Below are 14,582 nucleotides of genomic sequence, written 5' to 3' on the forward strand. Positions count from 1 at the left end.
GCCTGATTCCAAAGGAAATTCCGTTCCCCGCCGCGTGATCGCCACCCCTGCCCCCGCCGCCGGCCCGAGTGCCGCCCGCCTTGTCGCGCAATGGCTTGCGATTGCCTGCGCCTATTACGTCACCGGCCGGCTCGGGCTGGCCGTGCCTTACGTCGGGACGCACATCACCCTCATCTGGCCGCCCACCGGCATTGCGCTGGCGGGACTGCTGCTGTGGGGGCCGCGCATGTGGCCGGCCGTCTGGCTCGGCGCGCTGGCGGTCAATCTGGGCATCAGTGCCAGCCCCTGGCTGGCGGCCGGCATCGCCTGCGGAAATGCCGCCGGTCCGGTGCTGGGCGCGTGGATGTTGCGGCGCAGCGGATTCGACCCGGCCTTCGAGCGGCGCAGCGATGTGCTGCGCTATCTGGGCCTCGGCGTGCTGCTGGCGATGATGGTCAACGCCAGCAACGGCGTGGCCCAGCTGGCGCTGCACGGGCTGGTCGATGGCGCCGCCGCGCCGCGCGCCTGGTTCTACTGGTGGTGCGGCGACGCGGTCGGCGCGCTGGTCTGCGGCGTGCCGCTGCTGGCGGCGACGGCGCGGCCGCCCTGGCGCCGCGACCTGCGCGCGCTGGCCGAGGGGGGCGCCGGCCTGCTGCTGCTGCTGTGGCTGGGCTGGGTGCTGTTCTTCGGCGCGGTGCCGGCGCTGCAAGGGCTGACGCTGCCGCTGGTCTTCGTGCCCTTCCTGGTGCTGATCTGGGTCGCGCTGCGCTCGGGCGTGGCGCTGGCCTCGCTCGGCGGGCTGCTGCTGTCGGCGCTGGCGGCGCTCGGCACGGCGCTCGGCCAGGGGCCGTTTGCCGGCGCCGATACCCATGTGAGCCTGCTGTCGCTGTGGGCCTACATCGCCACGCTGGCCACGGCCATGCTGCTGCTCACCGCGCTCACCGCCGAGCTGGCGGCCAGCGAGGCGCGGCTCGGCATCATCAACGACGGCCTGCGCGATCTGGTCTGCCAGCACGACATCGACGGCCGCTACACCGTGATGCTCGACACCTGCGAGGCGCTGCTCGGCTATCGCGCCGAGGAGCTGCTGGGCCGCTCGCGCTACCAGTTCATGCATCCGGCCGACGCGGTGCGGGCGCGCGCGGCGGTCGACACCATGATCGAGCGGCGCGAGCCGAGCCCGCCGGTCGAGTACCGCTACCGCCATGCCGACGGCCGCTGGGTCTGGCTGCAAGGGCTGTCCACGCTGGTCTTCGATGCCGCCGGCGGCGTGCGGGCGGTGCAGGTCACGGCGCGCGACGTGAGCGCACGCAAGGCCGCCGAGGCGGCGCTGATGCGCAGCGAGGCGGTGCATCGCAGCGTGGTCGACACGCTGCACGAGGGCATCCTGCTGCTGCGCGGCGACGGCAGCATCGTCTCGGCCAATCCGCGCGCCGCCGCGCTGCTGGGCTTTGCCAGCGATCTGCCGCCGGCCTGCCTGAGCGACCTGCTGGCGCGCGCCGAACTGCTGCGCGCCGACGGCCAGCCGCACCGGGTCGCGCCGGCCGAGCTGCTGCATTTCGAGACCCGCCCGGCCTTCCACAACCGCGTGGTCGGCCTGCGCCGCAGCGGCAGCGAGCTGCGCTGGCTCGATGTGAACGGCGCGCCGGTGGCGCTCGATGCCGAGGGCGCGCGCGGCTTCGTGCTGTCGTTCGCCGATGTCACGGTGCAGCGCGAGCATCAGCGCGCGCTGGAGCGGCTGGCGTCGCGGCTGGCGCTGGCCTCGGCCGCCGCCGGCCTCGGGCTGTGGACGGTGGACGGCCAGGGCGGCCGGGTCGAATGGGACGACCGGGTGCGGGCCCAGCACGGCCTCGCGCCCGACGCGCCCACGCCCGATCTCGACGGCTGGCTTGCCAGCTTCCATGTGGAATCGGTCGCCGGCGCGCGCCGGCTGCTGGTCGAGCGCCGGCCCGGCCGCGAACCGGTGGTGCTGCGCGTGCGCCAGCCCGACGGCGGCAGCGCCGAGATCGAGTTCAGCGCCCATGTCGAGCTCGACGGCGAAGGCCAGTCGCGCCGCATCGTCGGCTTCTCGCGCGACGTGACCCAGCGCGAGCTGACCACCCGGCTGCGCCACGAGCGCGATCTGGCCCAGCGCGAGATGCGCACCCGCAACGAATTCCTGGCCCGCATGAGCCATGAGCTGCGCACGCCGCTCAATGCCGTGCTCGGCTTTGCCCAGCTCATCCCGGTGCAGGAAGGCGCGGCGCTGTCCGAGCGCGCGCGGCGCCATCTCGACCACATCGTCGAGGCCGGCAACCACCAGCTCCAGCTCATCAACGAGCTGCTCGAACTGGCGCGCACCGCGCGCGAGGATTTCAGCGTCGACATCGCCGAGCTGGCGCTGGCGCCGCTGCTCGACCGGCTGCGCCCGCTGGCCGAGGCCACGCTGGGTCAGCGCGTCGGCCGGCTGGTGGTGGCCTGCCCCGATGCGCTGCGGCTGCGCGGCGACGAGCGCCGGCTGGTGCAGGTGCTGCTCAACCTGCTCAACAACGCCGGCAAGTTCGGCCCGCACGGCAGCGTCATCGAGCTCGACTGCGTGCGCGTCGGCGACCGGGTCGAGCTGAGCGTGAGCGATCGCGGCCCCGGCATTCCGCCCGAGGCGCTGGAACGGGTGTTCGATCCCTTCGTGGGCCGGGGCGTCGGCGCGCCCAGCGACAGCGGCGTGGGGCTGGGCCTGAGCCTGTCGCGCGCGCTCGCCACGGCGATGGGCGGCAGCCTGACCGCCGCCAACCGGCCCGAAGGCGGCGCGCGCTTCATCCTGAGCCTGCCGGCCGCCGACTGAGACCGTTGCCGGCTCAGGGCTGGCGCCGGTCGAGCGCGAGCGCATGGCGTTCCACCCGCGCAAAGCGGCCGGTCGCGGCATCGAAGTCGTAGCGGTCGGCGCGGCAGGCCGCCGGCCCGTCGCCGTCGCGCGCCCAGCCCAGCAGCCAGACCGAATTGGGCACGCCCGCGCGGACTCGCGCCGAGACCGCCGTGCCGGCCTGCACCACCCAGGCCGCGCGTGCCGCGCCCGGCGGCGCCAGCGGCCGCACATAGGGCAGATGCACATGCCCGCCCAGCAGCAGATCGGCGCCGGCCTCGGTCCAGGCCTGCGCCGCCGCGCGATGGCCGTGCAGCAGATTGGCCCGGTCGCTCTCCTCGATGGCGAGCAGCGGCTGATGCGTGACCACGATGCGCAGCTGGCCCGGTCGCGCCTGCGCCAGCCGCGCCGCCACGCGCGCGATCTGCGCCGCCGACACTTCGCCGTCCTTGTGTCGCGCTGGTCGCGTGGTGTTGACGCCCAGCACCAGCAGCTCGGCGCTCTCGAACGCCGGCTCCAGCTCGGGGCCGAAGGCGGCGCAGTGATTGGCATAGGGCGCGCGCCAGCGCCGCCACAGGTTGAACAGCGGCAGATCGTGATTGCCCGGCAGCACCACGCGCGCCGCCGCGCCGAGCGCATCGACGAAATCGCGCGCCGCCGCGAACTGGCGCCGCCGCGCGCGCTGGGTGATGTCGCCGGCCAGCACCAGCAGATCGGGCCGCAGCGCCTGCGCCAGCGCGATCAGCGCCGCCACCACCGGCGCGCGCTCGGTGCCGAAATGCGGGTCGGACAGGAACAGCAGGCGGCTCATGCGGCGGCCTCGGAGTCGAGCGCGGCATCGCGGCAGTCTTCGAGCCCGGCCGGCACCACCAGATGCAGCGGCGTCGGCGCCAGATCGAAGGTCAGCGGCGTCGCCAGCCGCAGCAGTTCGCCGTCGAGCGCCAGCTTCACGCCGTGGCGTGCGCGGCGCTGGCCGGCATGCACGGTCAGCTGGCCGAAGGCAAAGCGCGTGAGCTGCTCCGAATCGGCCAGCCGGCCGAGCGCGCCGGCCAGCAGCAGCCGGCCGAGCGCCAGCGGCCCGAGCGGCGGCAGCGCAAATGCCGCCAGCTCGCCGTCGACCACCGCCTGCGCCTCGGGCAGGCCGAGCCGCGCCAGTTGCAGCGGGTTGTTGCCGACGATCAGGGTCGAGGCGCGCAGCCGCAGCGCGGCGTCGGCGGCACCGTCGGGCGCAGCGCGGTCGAGGCCGAGCGCATACGGCCGGTGCTCGCGCCACAGCGTGACCAGCGCCGCCAGTGCCGCCACCGCGCGGCTGCGGCCCAGGCGCTGCTTCCAGACCTCGCGGTCTTCCAGCAGGCGCGGATAAAGCCCGAGGCTGGCATTGACCAGGAAGACGCGGCCGTTGACCCGCCCGACCTGCACCCGGCGCAGCGTCGGCCGGGCCTGGGCCAGCAGCTCGATGCCCTCGGCCAGATCGATCGGCACGCCCTGGCTGCGCGCGAAGTAGTTGAAGGTGCCGCGCGGCAGCACGCCGAGCGCCACGTCGGCGCCCAGCAGCGCCTGCGCCACCGCGTTGATGCTGCCGTCGCCGCCGGCGGCCACCACCACGCCGCGCCGGGCCTGGGCGCGGCGCAGCGCTTCGACGGCCAACGCCGGCAGATCGGCGCCGCGCTGCGCCAGCAGCAGCTCATGGCGCCGGCCGGCGCCGGGCACGCCGAGCCGCGCGGTCAGCGCCTGGGCCAGTTCGGCGCTGTCGTGCCGGCCCGAGCCGGCGTTGGCCACCACCAGCAGCGGCGGCGAATCGGCCAGAGCGGGGCCGGTCATGGCCGGGCGCCGCAGTGGCGTCGGCGGGGGTAGCGGCCGGCGGGCTTGGCTGGCATGCGGTTCTCCTCGGAAGGGTTGGGTGGCGCAGGCGCGTGCCTGCCGTGCCGAGCACCATCGCGCCTTGTGCCGGCCGCCGGCCAACGGGAAAGAATCTTGAGGCGCTTGTTACAGCGCGGCCCGGCGCCGCGGCGGCGCGGTTACCTCCGTTCGGCCCCGCGACGTCTTGCCGCCGCCCTTGGGCGGTAACCTCGCGGCCATGTCCGCCGCCCCCGCCTATCTCGTCCAGTCCGGCGTGTTTCTCGCCGCCGCCGTGGTTGCCGTGCCGCTGTTCAAGCGGCTTGGCTTTGGAGCCGTGCTCGGCTATCTGATCGCCGGCATCGTGATCGGGCCGTCGGCGCTCGGGCTGGTGCGCGATCCCGACCGGGTGCTCGATTTCGCCGAGTTCGGCGTGGTGCTGCTGCTGTTCCTCATCGGGCTGGAGCTGGAGCCGGCGCGGGCCTGGGCGCTGCGCCGGCCGATCTTCGGGCTCGGCGGGCTGCAAGTCGCGGGCAGCACCGCACTGGCCTTTGGCGGCGCGCTGGCGTTTGGCGTGGACTGGCGCGAGGCGCTCATCATCGGCATGGGCCTGGCCATGTCGTCGACCGCGCTCGGCCTGGCTTCGCTGGAGGAGCGCGGGCTGCGCGACACGCCGGGCGGCGAGGCGTCGTTCGCGGTGCTGCTGTTCCAGGATCTGGCGGTGATTCCGGTCTTCCTCATCGCGGCGCTGGTGGCGCCCGGGCATCACGCGCGCATCAGCGCCGGCGCGGTGTTGCCGGCGCTCGGCGCAATCGTGGCCATCGTCGTCATCGGCCGCACGCTGCTGCGCCCGGTGATGCGGGCGGTGGCGCGCACCGGGCTGCGCGAGCTGTTCGTGGCGCTGGCGCTGCTGATCGTCATCGGCGTATCCATTGCGATGCAGGCGGTCGGGCTGTCGATGGCGCTCGGCACCTTTCTGGCCGGCGTGCTGCTGGCCGACAGCGAATACCGCCATGAGCTGCAACTCGACATCGAGCCGTTCAAGGGGCTGCTGCTCGGGCTGTTCTTCATCGCCGTGGGCATGACGGTCGATCTGCGGCTCGTGGCCAATCAGCCCGGGCTGGTCTTCGGGCTGGCGGCGCTGGTGGTGGCAATCAAGTTCGGGCTGCTGTACGGGCTGGCGCGCGGCGCCGGCCAGGTGCCGCGCGATGCCGGGCTGTTTGCCGTGGCGCTGTCGCAGGTGGGCGAGTTCGCCTTCGTCATCTACGGCATCGGCGAGTCGCAGAAGAACTTCTCGGCGCGCAGCACCGACATCCTCAATGCGGTGGTGGCGGTGACCATGCTGGCCACGCCGCTGCTGTTCGTGGCGACCGACCGCTTCCTGCGCCGGCGGCTGGCGCCGGGCAAGAACGAGCCGATCGACGAGCGCAAGCCGGTGATCGTGGCCGGCTTCGGGCGCTTCGGGCAGATCCTGGTGCGGGTGCTCAATGCGCGCGGCGTCGAGACCACGGTGATCGACCGCGATCCCGATCAGATCGAGGTCATGCGCGAATTCGGCTGGCGCTGCTACTACGGCGACGCGACCCGGCTCGACGTGCTGCGCCAGGCCGGCATCGACGAGGCGCGGCTGTTCGTGCTGGCCATCGACGATCCGGTCGCGGCGATCAAGGTCGCCCGGCTGCTGCGCGAGCGCTGGCCGGCGCTGCCGATCGTGGCGCGCGCGCGCAGCCGGACCGAGGCCTATGCCTTCCGCGAGCTGGGCATCGTGTCGGTGCGCGAAACCTTCCATTCCAGCCTGGAGGCGGCGGCCGAATCGCTGATGCATCTGGGCATGGCGCGGCAGGCGGCGCATCAGGTGGTGCGCGAATTCGAGCGCTACGACCGCAAGATGCTGGAGCGCAGCTTTGCCGTGCGCGACGACCGCAAGGCGCTGCTCGGGCTGGTGGAGCAGGGCCGGCTCGACCTGGAGGAGCTGCTGTCGAACGAGAAGCTCCAGCGCGAAGCCGAGTTGCGCGAGGCCGATGGCCGGCCGCACGGCGTGGCCGATCTCAAGCCCGGCGGCGAGGGCGGCGGCAAGGCGGCGGCCTGACGGCCCGTCGGAACGCGTCGCCGCTCAGCCGTCCGGCTTCAGCACCGCGCCGGCGCCGGCACAGATCAGCTCCACCGCCGGATGCTTGATGCGGCGCTCGGCGGCGATCGCATAGAACTGCTCGCGCACCGTCGGGCTCGTGCCGACCAGCAGCAGCGCGTGCTGCTCGGCCAGGTCTTCGGCCACCAGCTCCGCCGCCGGAAACAGCCCGAGGCCCCCGCGCGCAAACGTGGCCAGCAGCGCGCTGTCCTCGAACTCGCCGGCCAGTCGCGGCCGGATGCCCAGGCTCTCGAACCATTGCTCCAGCCGCGCCCGCAGCAGGCTGTGGCGCGTCGGCAGCAGCACCGGCGCGCGATCCAGGCTGTGCGGAAAGCCGGCGCCGTACTGCGCCGCCAGCTCGGCTGTGCCGAACCAGGCGATGCCGGTCTCGCCGAGCGCATGGTTGAACAGCCGCAGACTGGCGTTCGGCGCCACCGGCCGGTCGGCCAGCACCACGTCGAACTTGTGCAGCGCCAGATCGCCGAGCAAATCCTCGAACTCACCCTCATGGCAGCTCAGCCGGATGCCGGCGCCGGGCGCGATCACCGCCTGCAGCAGCCGGAACGCCACCAGCTTGGGCAGCGAATCGGCAATGCCGACCGACAGCCGCAGCCCGCCCGCGCCGCCCGCATGCGCGAGCGCCTCCTCCATCTGCTCGCCGATCTGGAAGATGCGGTCGGCATGGTCGAGCGCGATGCGGCCGGCCTCGGTCAGCGCCAGACCGCGCCCTTCCTGCGTGAACAGCGCCTGACCCAGATCGGCCTCCAGCGTGCGCAGCTGCGCGCTCACCGTCTGCACCGCCAGCCCCAACCGCGCTGCCGCGCGCGCAATCCCGCCTTCCTTGGCGATGACCCAGAAGTAGTGCAGGTGGCGATAGTTGAAGCCGGCCATTGCGGGATTTCCTGTGTGAACTCACCGCAAGCTTCGCAAAAACCTACATGAAAGTCAGTCGAAAGCTGATTTTTCGGTTCCGGCTTCCGGCCGAGACTGCGGCTTCCCGCTGTTTTGTCCTTCAAGCCACAAAGGAGCCCGTCATGGACATCCGCAACTCGAACGTGACCACCGTCGAAAGCCGTCCCTGGTTCGACGGCGCCGTCACCCCCGACGCCGCCCGCAAGGTGCTGCGCCAGACCTATGCGCTGCTCGGCGCCAACCTCGCGTTCAGCGCGCTGGTGGCCGGCACCGTCACGGCGATGGGCATTCCCGGCCCGGGCCTGATCGTCACGCTGATCGGCTTCTACGGCCTGCTGTTCGCCATCACCAAGTTCCGCAACAGCGGCGCCGGCGTCGGCCTGACGTTTGCGCTCACCGGCTTCATGGGCTGGACGCTCGGGCCGCTGCTCAGCCACACGCTCAAGCTGCCCGGCGGCGCCGAGGTGATCGCCATGTCGCTCGGCGCGACGGCGGCCATCTTCTTCGGCATGTCGGCCATCGGCCTGACCACCAAGCGCGACCTGTCGTCGATGGGCAAGATGCTGTTCGCCGGCATGATCGTCGCCATCCTGGCGAGCCTCGGCGCGATCTTCTTCGACATCCCGGCGCTGGCGCTCACGGTGTCGGCGGTGGTGGTGCTGCTGATGGCCGGCATGATCGTGTTCGAGACCAACAACATCGTGAAGGGTGGCGAGACCAACTACGTGATGGCGACGGTCAGCCTGTTCGTGTCGATCTTCAACCTGTTCACGAGCCTGATGCATCTGCTGGGCTTCGCGAACAGCAACGACTGAGCGACGGACGCCGCGATGGATGCCTTTTTCGCTGCCAGCCTCATGGGCCATCCGGCCTGGCAATGGCTGGTGTTTGCGGCCGTGGTCGGCGTGCTGCTGGTGCTCGACCTCGGCCTGTTCAATCGCAAGGACCATGCGATCGGCGTGCGCGAGAGCCTGAAGATGTCGGCGTTCTACATCTTCATCGCGCTCGCGTTCGGCGGCTGGGTCTGGTGGCAGATGGGCTCGACCGCCGCCATCGAGTACACCACCGGCTATCTGATCGAGAAGTCGCTGTCGATGGACAACGTCTTCGTGATCGCGATGCTGTTCGGCTACTTCGCCATCCCGCGCGAGTACCAGCACCGGGTGCTGTTCTGGGGCGTGCTGGGCGCCATCGTGATGCGCGCGGTGATGATCGGCGCCGGCGCGGCGCTCATCGAGCGCTTCGGCTGGATCATGTGGTTCTTCGGTGCCTTCCTGATCTTTACCGGCATCAAGATGTGGTTCGGCGCCGAGCATGAGCCCGACATGGCGAAGAACAAGCTGATCGGCTGGCTGCGGCGCCATCTGCGCGTGACCGAAAAGCTGCACGGCAACCACTTCTTTACGCGGCAGCCGCCCAAGGGCGGTGGCAAGCCGGTGCTGTGGGTCACGCCGCTGTTCCTGGCGGTGGTGGTGATCGAGGTGGTCGATCTGGTGTTTGCGGTGGACAGCGTGCCGGCGATCTTCGCCATCACGCTCGACCCGTTCCTCGTGTACACGAGCAACATCTTCGCGATCCTGGGCCTGCGCTCGCTGTACTTCGCGCTGGCGGCGATGATCCATCGCTTCGACTACCTGAAGTACGCGCTGGCGCTGGTGCTGGTGTTCGTGGGCGGCAAGATCCTGGCAGCCGAGTTCATCGGCCACATTCCGCCGCTGCTGTCGCTCGGCATCACGCTGGCGATTCTGGCTGGCGGCGTGGTGGTGTCGCTGACCAAGACGCGCCATCTGGCGGTGGACGACGAGGACAGCGCCCGGGCCATTTCGGCTGGCGGCGAACTGCTGGCGCGGCAGGCGGCCGAAGCGCAGGTGGCGACGCCGCGCCCCGCCTCGTCGAGCTGAGGCGGGCGGCGTTGTAGGACAGCTGCGCTGCCAGGTCGGCGCCGGATGCCGCAGACAGGCGGCGTCGGCCGACAAGCGAAACGGCCCGGGACCGACCCCGGGCCGTTTCGCATTTGCGGACCATGCCTCTACCTGCTTCGGCCCCGGAGCGCCTCCCAAGGAGAACAGCATGATTTCCGTCTACGACCCGTTCTGGCCCGCAACCGCGATGTTCGACTTCTGGGTCAAGTGCTATGTGGAAAGCGCCGTGCGCATGGGGCTCTGAGCGCCCGCCACCAATGCAAAGGCCCGACGCGTCGGGCCTTTTTCATGCGCATCGAAAGCGCATCACTGGTGCAGCAGGATGTCGACGATGACGCCGGTCGCCACCGCGATCAGCAGCCATTGGCCGTCGACCCGCGCCCAGCGATGGCCGGGCGGCGGCCGGCGCAGGCCACGGGCGCGCCAGTCGTCGACATAGACCACGCGGGTGCCGCGCGGCATGTGCTCGCCGCGCGCCCATTCGCGCCGCTCGGGTCCGCGCGGGCGTTCTTCGTCGCTCCAGTTGCGGTGGTCGTCATGCCAGTCGCGCCGGTCGTCATGGCCGCGCGGGCCGTTGCCGCCGGGGCCGCGGCCGTCGCCATGTTCGCCGCCGCCGTGGCCGTGGGGCGGGTCGGCGAAGGCGGGCAGGGCAAGGCCGGCCAGCGCAAAGGCAAGCAGGCGGCGGCGGGGCAGGGAAGTCATTTCGTGGTCTCGCAGGCGGGTTGAACGAGCGCCGAGCATGGCAGCCGCAGATTGCCGCGAGCGTCCGAAACGCAAGCGAAAGCGCGCGCACATTTCTGGCTGCAACCGTTTGCGGCCCGTGCAACGCGGCGCGCGCCGGACGGCGGTTCAGCCGGCGCCGGCCAGGGCCGCCAGCGCCGCGCCGCAGGGCAGGGCGATCTTGTCGGCGAGCAGGTCGTCGGCGCGCGTGACGCCGAGGTTGATTGCCAGCACCGGCTTGCCGGCCCGGGCCGCATCGCGCGCAAACCGGAAGCCCGAGAACACCATCAGCGACGAGCCGACCACCAGCAGCGCATCGGCGGCGGCGAGCGCGGCATAGCTTGCATCGACGCGCTCGCGCGGCACGTTCTCGCCGTAGAACACCACGTCGGGCTTGAGCACGCCGCCGCAGCGCTCGCAGGCCGGCACGGCAAAGCGCGAGAAGTCGTGGCCGTCGAGATCGGCGTCGCCGTCGGGCGCGATGCCGGCCGCGAGGCCCAGCCAGTCCGGATTGGCCGCCACCAGCCGCGCCTGCAACTGCGCGCGCGGCGTGCGCTCGCGGCAGCCCATGCACACCACCGTGTCGATGCGCCCGTGCAGATCGACCACCGCCGCGCTGCCGGCGGCCTGATGCAGCCCGTCGACGTTCTGCGTGACCAGCAGCTCCAGCCGCCCGGCGACTTCCAGCGCGGCCAGCGCGCGATGACCAACATTGGGCTCGGCGCGGCGCATCAGCGTCCAGCCGATGGCGCTGCGGGCCCAGTAGCGCGCGCGCACCTCGGGCCGCGCCATGAAGTCGCGGAAATCGACCGGCGGCTTGCGCTTCCAGGCGCCGCCGGCGTCGCGGTAATCGGGGATGCCCGACTCGGTGCTGATGCCGGCGCCGGTCAGCACCAGCCAGCGCGGATGGCGCGCGAAGCGGTCGAGCAGCCGGTCGAGTTCGCTGCTGGCGAGCGTCATGGCGTGCCGGCGCCGGGCGTGTTGCGATGCGCCGGCGGCCGCTCGCGCGAACGGTCGCGCTCGCGCGGATCGACCACCACCACCATTGGCGGCTGCGGCCGCGCGGCCAGCTCGTCGAGTTCGCGCCGGCGGGCGAGCTCGCGCGCCAGCCGCGCTTCGCCGGCCTGCCGCTGGGCGGCGGTGGAAAGCCGCTGCTCGCCGGGCCGGCTGCTGCTGGCGCCCGGCAGCGTCGAGACCACCTCGGCCGCCTCGGTCGGCGCCGGCTTGGCTGCGCCCGCCGCCAGCGCCGTGCCGATCAGCGCGCCCGCCAGCGCCGCCGCGCCGGCCACCTGCACGGCCCGCCGCGTCACCGCGTCGCCGACCGCCTGCGCCCGTCCCACCGTTCTGCCTTGCCGCATTTCCGTCTCCCTCGCCCAGGACCGCAGCGACGATAGCGCGCCCGCCGTTCCGCCCATCCCGCATGGTGGAGGGCGACCGCCCGGCTGATCGCCGCATGCCGATGCCCGCCGTCCTGCCGCCGCTCGCGGGCTACCATTTCCGCCTCTTCCAGCCAACCGCACGCGGCCAGCCATGCACGCCGAACTCCCCACGCACGCCCACCTTCCCGACGACGACGATGTGCGCCGCACCGCCCAGCGCAGCACGCTCGTGAGCGTGGCCGTCAACGTCGTGCTCGCCAGCGTGCAGATATTGATCGGCGTGCTCGCGCACTCGGCGGCGCTGGTATCGGACGGCGTGCATTCGCTGTCTGACCTCGCCTCCGACTTCGTGGTTCTGCTCGCCAACCATCACAGCCGCCGCGAGGCCGACGACGACCATCCCTACGGCCATCTGCGCTTCGAGAACGCCGCCTCGCTCGCGCTGTCGCTGCTGCTCGCTACCGTGGGTGCCGGCATGCTCTGGGCCGGCGTGCACCGGCTGTTCGGCCCGCCGCCCGATGCCGCGCATGTGCCCGGCGCCGCCGCCGTGGCCGTCGCGCTGGTGGCGCTGGTGTCCAAGGAACTGCTGTTCCGCTACATGCTGGCCGCCGCCAGGCGCGTGAAGTCGTCGATGCTCGAAGCCAACGCCTGGCATGCGCGCTCCGACGCCGCCTCGTCGCTGGTGGTGACCGTGGGCGTGCTCGGCTCGATGGCCGGCTACCGCTTTCTCGACCCGCTCGCCGCCGCCATCGTCGGCGTGATGATCGTGCGCATGGCCTGGGAATTTGGCTGGCACGCGATTGCCGACCTGACCGACCGCGCCGCCTCGCCCGAGGAAGTGGCCGCCATCCGCGAAACCCTGCGCGCCACCTCGGGCGCGCGCGACCTGCACCGCCTGCGCACCCGCAAGATGGGCGACCGCGTGATCGTCGATGCCCACATGCTGGTCGACCCGCTCATCAGCGTGAGCGAAGGCCATTACATCGCCGAAAGCGCGCGCCACCGGCTATTGAAATTGCACGGCGTGGTCGACGCCACGATCCATATCGACCCGGAAGACGACGTGATCGACGGCGCGGTGGTGAAACTGCCCGGCCGCGAGCAATTGCTGGCCGAATTGAAGGATTGCCTCGGCGATCTGCCGGTGGATATCGAGAAGACGCAATTGCACTATCTCGAAGGGAAGATCTGGGCCGATGTGTTTCTCAAGCCGGCTGCGGCTGGCAATAGGGAAACGCTGGAAACGCGGATGGAAATGGCGCGCGGCCGGGTGCTGGAGTCGGCGAATTTCGTGGCGATCAAGGTGTTGCAGGTGCATTCGTGAGATTGAATCGATATCGACAATCGGCACGGCCATGCATGTCACGGCAGGAAGAGATTGCCGCCAAAAAAACAATGGCCCGCCCGAAAAACGGGTGAGCCATTCAAGGCGCTGATCTTGCGGCCCCAATAATGCTGAAACGACGGCTTCACCGCGCTTTATTGGGCGTCAGTCGCTTTCAATCATGCAGTACTTGAAAAATTCTTCCCAAGATTACCGCGCCAGCGTTGCCAGCATCTCATCGGCAATCAACTTGTGCGTGCGCCGCGTCGGATGGTATTCATCCCAGAAGTAATAGCTGTCAGGATTGGCACATGCCGCAGTGAAATTGCCTGTCGCGCCGCCCGGCTGGCATGCATCGACGATATTGAGATATCCGTTCGCTGCCGCATTCGACCGAATCCGGGTGCTTGCCGCAGTGTGATCGAAGTAATGAATCTGGATGCCGAGATTGCGCGCAATCGGTGCCAATTCAGCCGACAAGCGACTGTTGATCCGATCCCGGAAAGTGCTCGCTTCACTGACGAATGAGACCGGTTCCACTGCCAGGCTCTGATAGTTTTTCCAGTTGGCCCACGGCAGCAATCCCAGATCGCTGGAGCCGACCACCATCACATGCATTGCGCCGAGATTCTTCAGTTTTTGGACGGCGGTTTCGATGTTGGCGACGCTTTGATCCGCCAACGCCTGGACTGCGGCAGTGGTGAGCGGCGTGCTGCTGCTATCGACAATATTGCTGTCCACATGCTGGAACAGGTCGTTGGCGGAAATGAAAACCACGTAGAGCGCATTCGCATCGGCAGAATTGCTGGCCAATGCGCCCTTGAATCTGTCGATCTGACCCAGAACGCCCGTCGATATGTAAGGGTCCATCCAGGCGTAATAGTTGCCGGCATCGCTTTTGGCGCCGCCCACGGCATAGTCGACCAGCGGAACATTGAGCAGCGTCGCCAAATTCTCGACCGCAGTCACGCCGTTCGACCAATGACCTTGCCAATAATGCGTCTCGTCCGGCGTTTCGACCTGAGTGAGGCTGGCATCGACAGCGACCGGTCCGATGGGTTGAAGCAGGGACTTCGAGATGGCTTGCGAACCGTTGGCATTGCCCGCATCGGAATAGCTGTCGCCAAATGCGACAACCTGACTGAAAGCGGGTGGCGAAGAATCGTCACCGCAGCCGCCAAGCAAAATTCCAACAACGATGGAAAACAGCAAACTTGTCTTCGACATTGATCCCGCCCGCCGCTGGTTGATGTTGACCATTCGATCGCTCGACTCCCAATTGGCTTGAAGGCCGATTGGCGCGACTGCATTGCCATGCAGCAGAGTCAATGTAGGTGAGGCCAACTCCGGCGAGGCAAGCGGATGCGACGGGCAATTGCGCGAAAGCGACGGCAATCCTCGATCTCGTACCCGAATTCCGCATCGCAAGTCGATTTCAGTCAGGTTCGGATTTGTCGGCATTCGTGAACGCGATGGCGGCCGATCTGCACCGCTTTCCCGCCGGACATCGACGCATTCCGCGCATCGGATCTTGGGCATCTTG

The 14,582-nt window shown here is 70.1% G+C and carries 12 protein-coding genes; 5 read left to right on the top strand and 7 right to left on the bottom strand.

The window, feature by feature from the left end:
* Positions 1-34 precede the first annotated feature (34 nt).
* The gene (locus tag B9P64_RS17725; protein WP_085317326.1) at positions 35-2,800 is read left to right on the top strand and encodes a PAS domain S-box protein; all 2,766 of its coding nucleotides are present in this window, start codon (positions 35-37) and stop codon (positions 2,798-2,800) included.
* Positions 2,801-2,813: 13 nt separating this feature from the next.
* Here B9P64_RS17725 and B9P64_RS17730 read toward each other — a convergent pair whose 3' ends face one another.
* Both B9P64_RS17730 and B9P64_RS17735 read right to left on the bottom strand, forming a co-directional pair.
* Entirely contained in the window at positions 2,814-3,629 is an 816-nt protein-coding gene (locus B9P64_RS17730) for a metallophosphoesterase family protein (protein WP_085317328.1), read from the bottom strand.
* Complete coding sequence (locus B9P64_RS17735; RefSeq protein ID WP_085317330.1) at positions 3,626-4,639, bottom strand: diacylglycerol/lipid kinase family protein; 1,014 nt, start codon at positions 4,637-4,639, stop codon at positions 3,626-3,628. The genes B9P64_RS17730 and B9P64_RS17735 overlap by 4 nt, the downstream gene beginning before the upstream one ends.
* Before the next feature lie 256 nt (positions 4,640-4,895).
* Between B9P64_RS17735 and B9P64_RS17740 the strand changes: the two genes are divergently transcribed.
* Entirely contained in the window at positions 4,896-6,743 is a 1,848-nt protein-coding gene (locus tag B9P64_RS17740; RefSeq protein WP_085317332.1) for a monovalent cation:proton antiporter-2 (CPA2) family protein, read from the top strand.
* Positions 6,744-6,767: 24 nt separating this feature from the next.
* On the opposite strand, the gene nhaR is transcribed toward B9P64_RS17740, so the two are convergent.
* Entirely contained in the window at positions 6,768-7,673 is a 906-nt protein-coding gene (gene nhaR, locus B9P64_RS17745) for a transcriptional activator NhaR (protein ID WP_085317334.1), read from the bottom strand.
* A 143-nt stretch (positions 7,674-7,816) separates the two neighbouring features.
* On the opposite strand from nhaR, the gene B9P64_RS17750 reads away from it, so the two are divergent.
* Entirely contained in the window at positions 7,817-8,509 is a 693-nt protein-coding gene (locus B9P64_RS17750; RefSeq protein ID WP_085317336.1) for a Bax inhibitor-1/YccA family protein, read from the top strand.
* Between the two features lie 15 nt (positions 8,510-8,524).
* The gene (locus tag B9P64_RS17755) at positions 8,525-9,595 is read left to right on the top strand and encodes a TerC family protein (protein WP_085317338.1); all 1,071 of its coding nucleotides are present in this window, start codon (positions 8,525-8,527) and stop codon (positions 9,593-9,595) included.
* Between the two features lie 327 nt (positions 9,596-9,922).
* On the opposite strand, the gene B9P64_RS17760 is transcribed toward B9P64_RS17755, so the two are convergent.
* The 3 genes from B9P64_RS17760 to B9P64_RS17770 form a co-directional block, all read right to left on the bottom strand.
* Positions 9,923-10,318 (bottom strand): RcnB family protein, encoded by a 396-nt coding sequence (locus B9P64_RS17760; RefSeq protein ID WP_139826366.1) that lies wholly within the window; start codon positions 10,316-10,318, stop codon positions 9,923-9,925.
* 147 nt (positions 10,319-10,465) lie between these two features.
* Complete coding sequence (locus B9P64_RS17765; protein WP_085317342.1) at positions 10,466-11,296, bottom strand: NAD-dependent protein deacetylase; 831 nt, start codon at positions 11,294-11,296, stop codon at positions 10,466-10,468.
* Positions 11,293-11,694: a hypothetical protein gene (locus tag B9P64_RS17770; RefSeq protein WP_085317344.1), complete on the bottom strand. Its 402-nt coding sequence runs from the start codon at positions 11,692-11,694 to the stop codon at positions 11,293-11,295. Before B9P64_RS17770 ends, B9P64_RS17765 begins: the two co-directional genes overlap by 4 nt.
* A 172-nt stretch (positions 11,695-11,866) precedes the next feature.
* Here B9P64_RS17770 and B9P64_RS17775 point away from each other — a divergent pair, with 172 nt between their 5' ends.
* A complete protein-coding gene (locus B9P64_RS17775; protein ID WP_085317346.1) occupies positions 11,867-13,039 on the top strand; it encodes a cation diffusion facilitator family transporter in 1,173 nt (390 codons plus the stop codon).
* Between the two features lie 210 nt (positions 13,040-13,249).
* Here B9P64_RS17775 and B9P64_RS17780 read toward each other — a convergent pair whose 3' ends face one another.
* Positions 13,250-14,578, bottom strand: coding sequence for an SGNH/GDSL hydrolase family protein (locus tag B9P64_RS17780; protein WP_176256867.1), 1,329 nt, complete (start codon positions 14,576-14,578; stop codon positions 13,250-13,252).
* Between the last annotated feature and the right edge of the window lie 4 nt (positions 14,579-14,582).

The sequence above is a fragment of the Derxia lacustris genome, from assembly GCF_002105195.1.
GTDB lineage: Bacteria > Pseudomonadota > Gammaproteobacteria > Burkholderiales > Burkholderiaceae_E > Derxia > Derxia lacustris.

Coding starts and splice junctions, on each gene's coding strand:
- B9P64_RS17730 (WP_085317328.1), bottom strand. CDS start 3,629: ATGAGCCGCCTGCTGTTCCTGTCCGACCCGCATTTCGGCACCGAGCGC.
- B9P64_RS17735 (WP_085317330.1), bottom strand. CDS start 4,639: ATGACCGGCCCCGCTCTGGCCGATTCGCCGCCGCTGCTGGTGGTGGCC.
- B9P64_RS17740 (WP_085317332.1), top strand. CDS start 4,896: ATGTCCGCCGCCCCCGCCTATCTCGTCCAGTCCGGCGTGTTTCTCGCC.
- nhaR (WP_085317334.1), bottom strand. CDS start 7,673: ATGGCCGGCTTCAACTATCGCCACCTGCACTACTTCTGGGTCATCGCC.
- B9P64_RS17750 (WP_085317336.1), top strand. CDS start 7,817: ATGGACATCCGCAACTCGAACGTGACCACCGTCGAAAGCCGTCCCTGG.
- B9P64_RS17755 (WP_085317338.1), top strand. CDS start 8,525: ATGGATGCCTTTTTCGCTGCCAGCCTCATGGGCCATCCGGCCTGGCAA.
- B9P64_RS17760 (WP_139826366.1), bottom strand. CDS start 10,318: ATGACTTCCCTGCCCCGCCGCCGCCTGCTTGCCTTTGCGCTGGCCGGC.
- B9P64_RS17765 (WP_085317342.1), bottom strand. CDS start 11,296: ATGACGCTCGCCAGCAGCGAACTCGACCGGCTGCTCGACCGCTTCGCG.
- B9P64_RS17770 (WP_085317344.1), bottom strand. CDS start 11,694: ATGCGGCAAGGCAGAACGGTGGGACGGGCGCAGGCGGTCGGCGACGCG.
- B9P64_RS17775 (WP_085317346.1), top strand. CDS start 11,867: ATGCACGCCGAACTCCCCACGCACGCCCACCTTCCCGACGACGACGAT.
- B9P64_RS17780 (WP_176256867.1), bottom strand. CDS start 14,578: ATGCCCAAGATCCGATGCGCGGAATGCGTCGATGTCCGGCGGGAAAGC.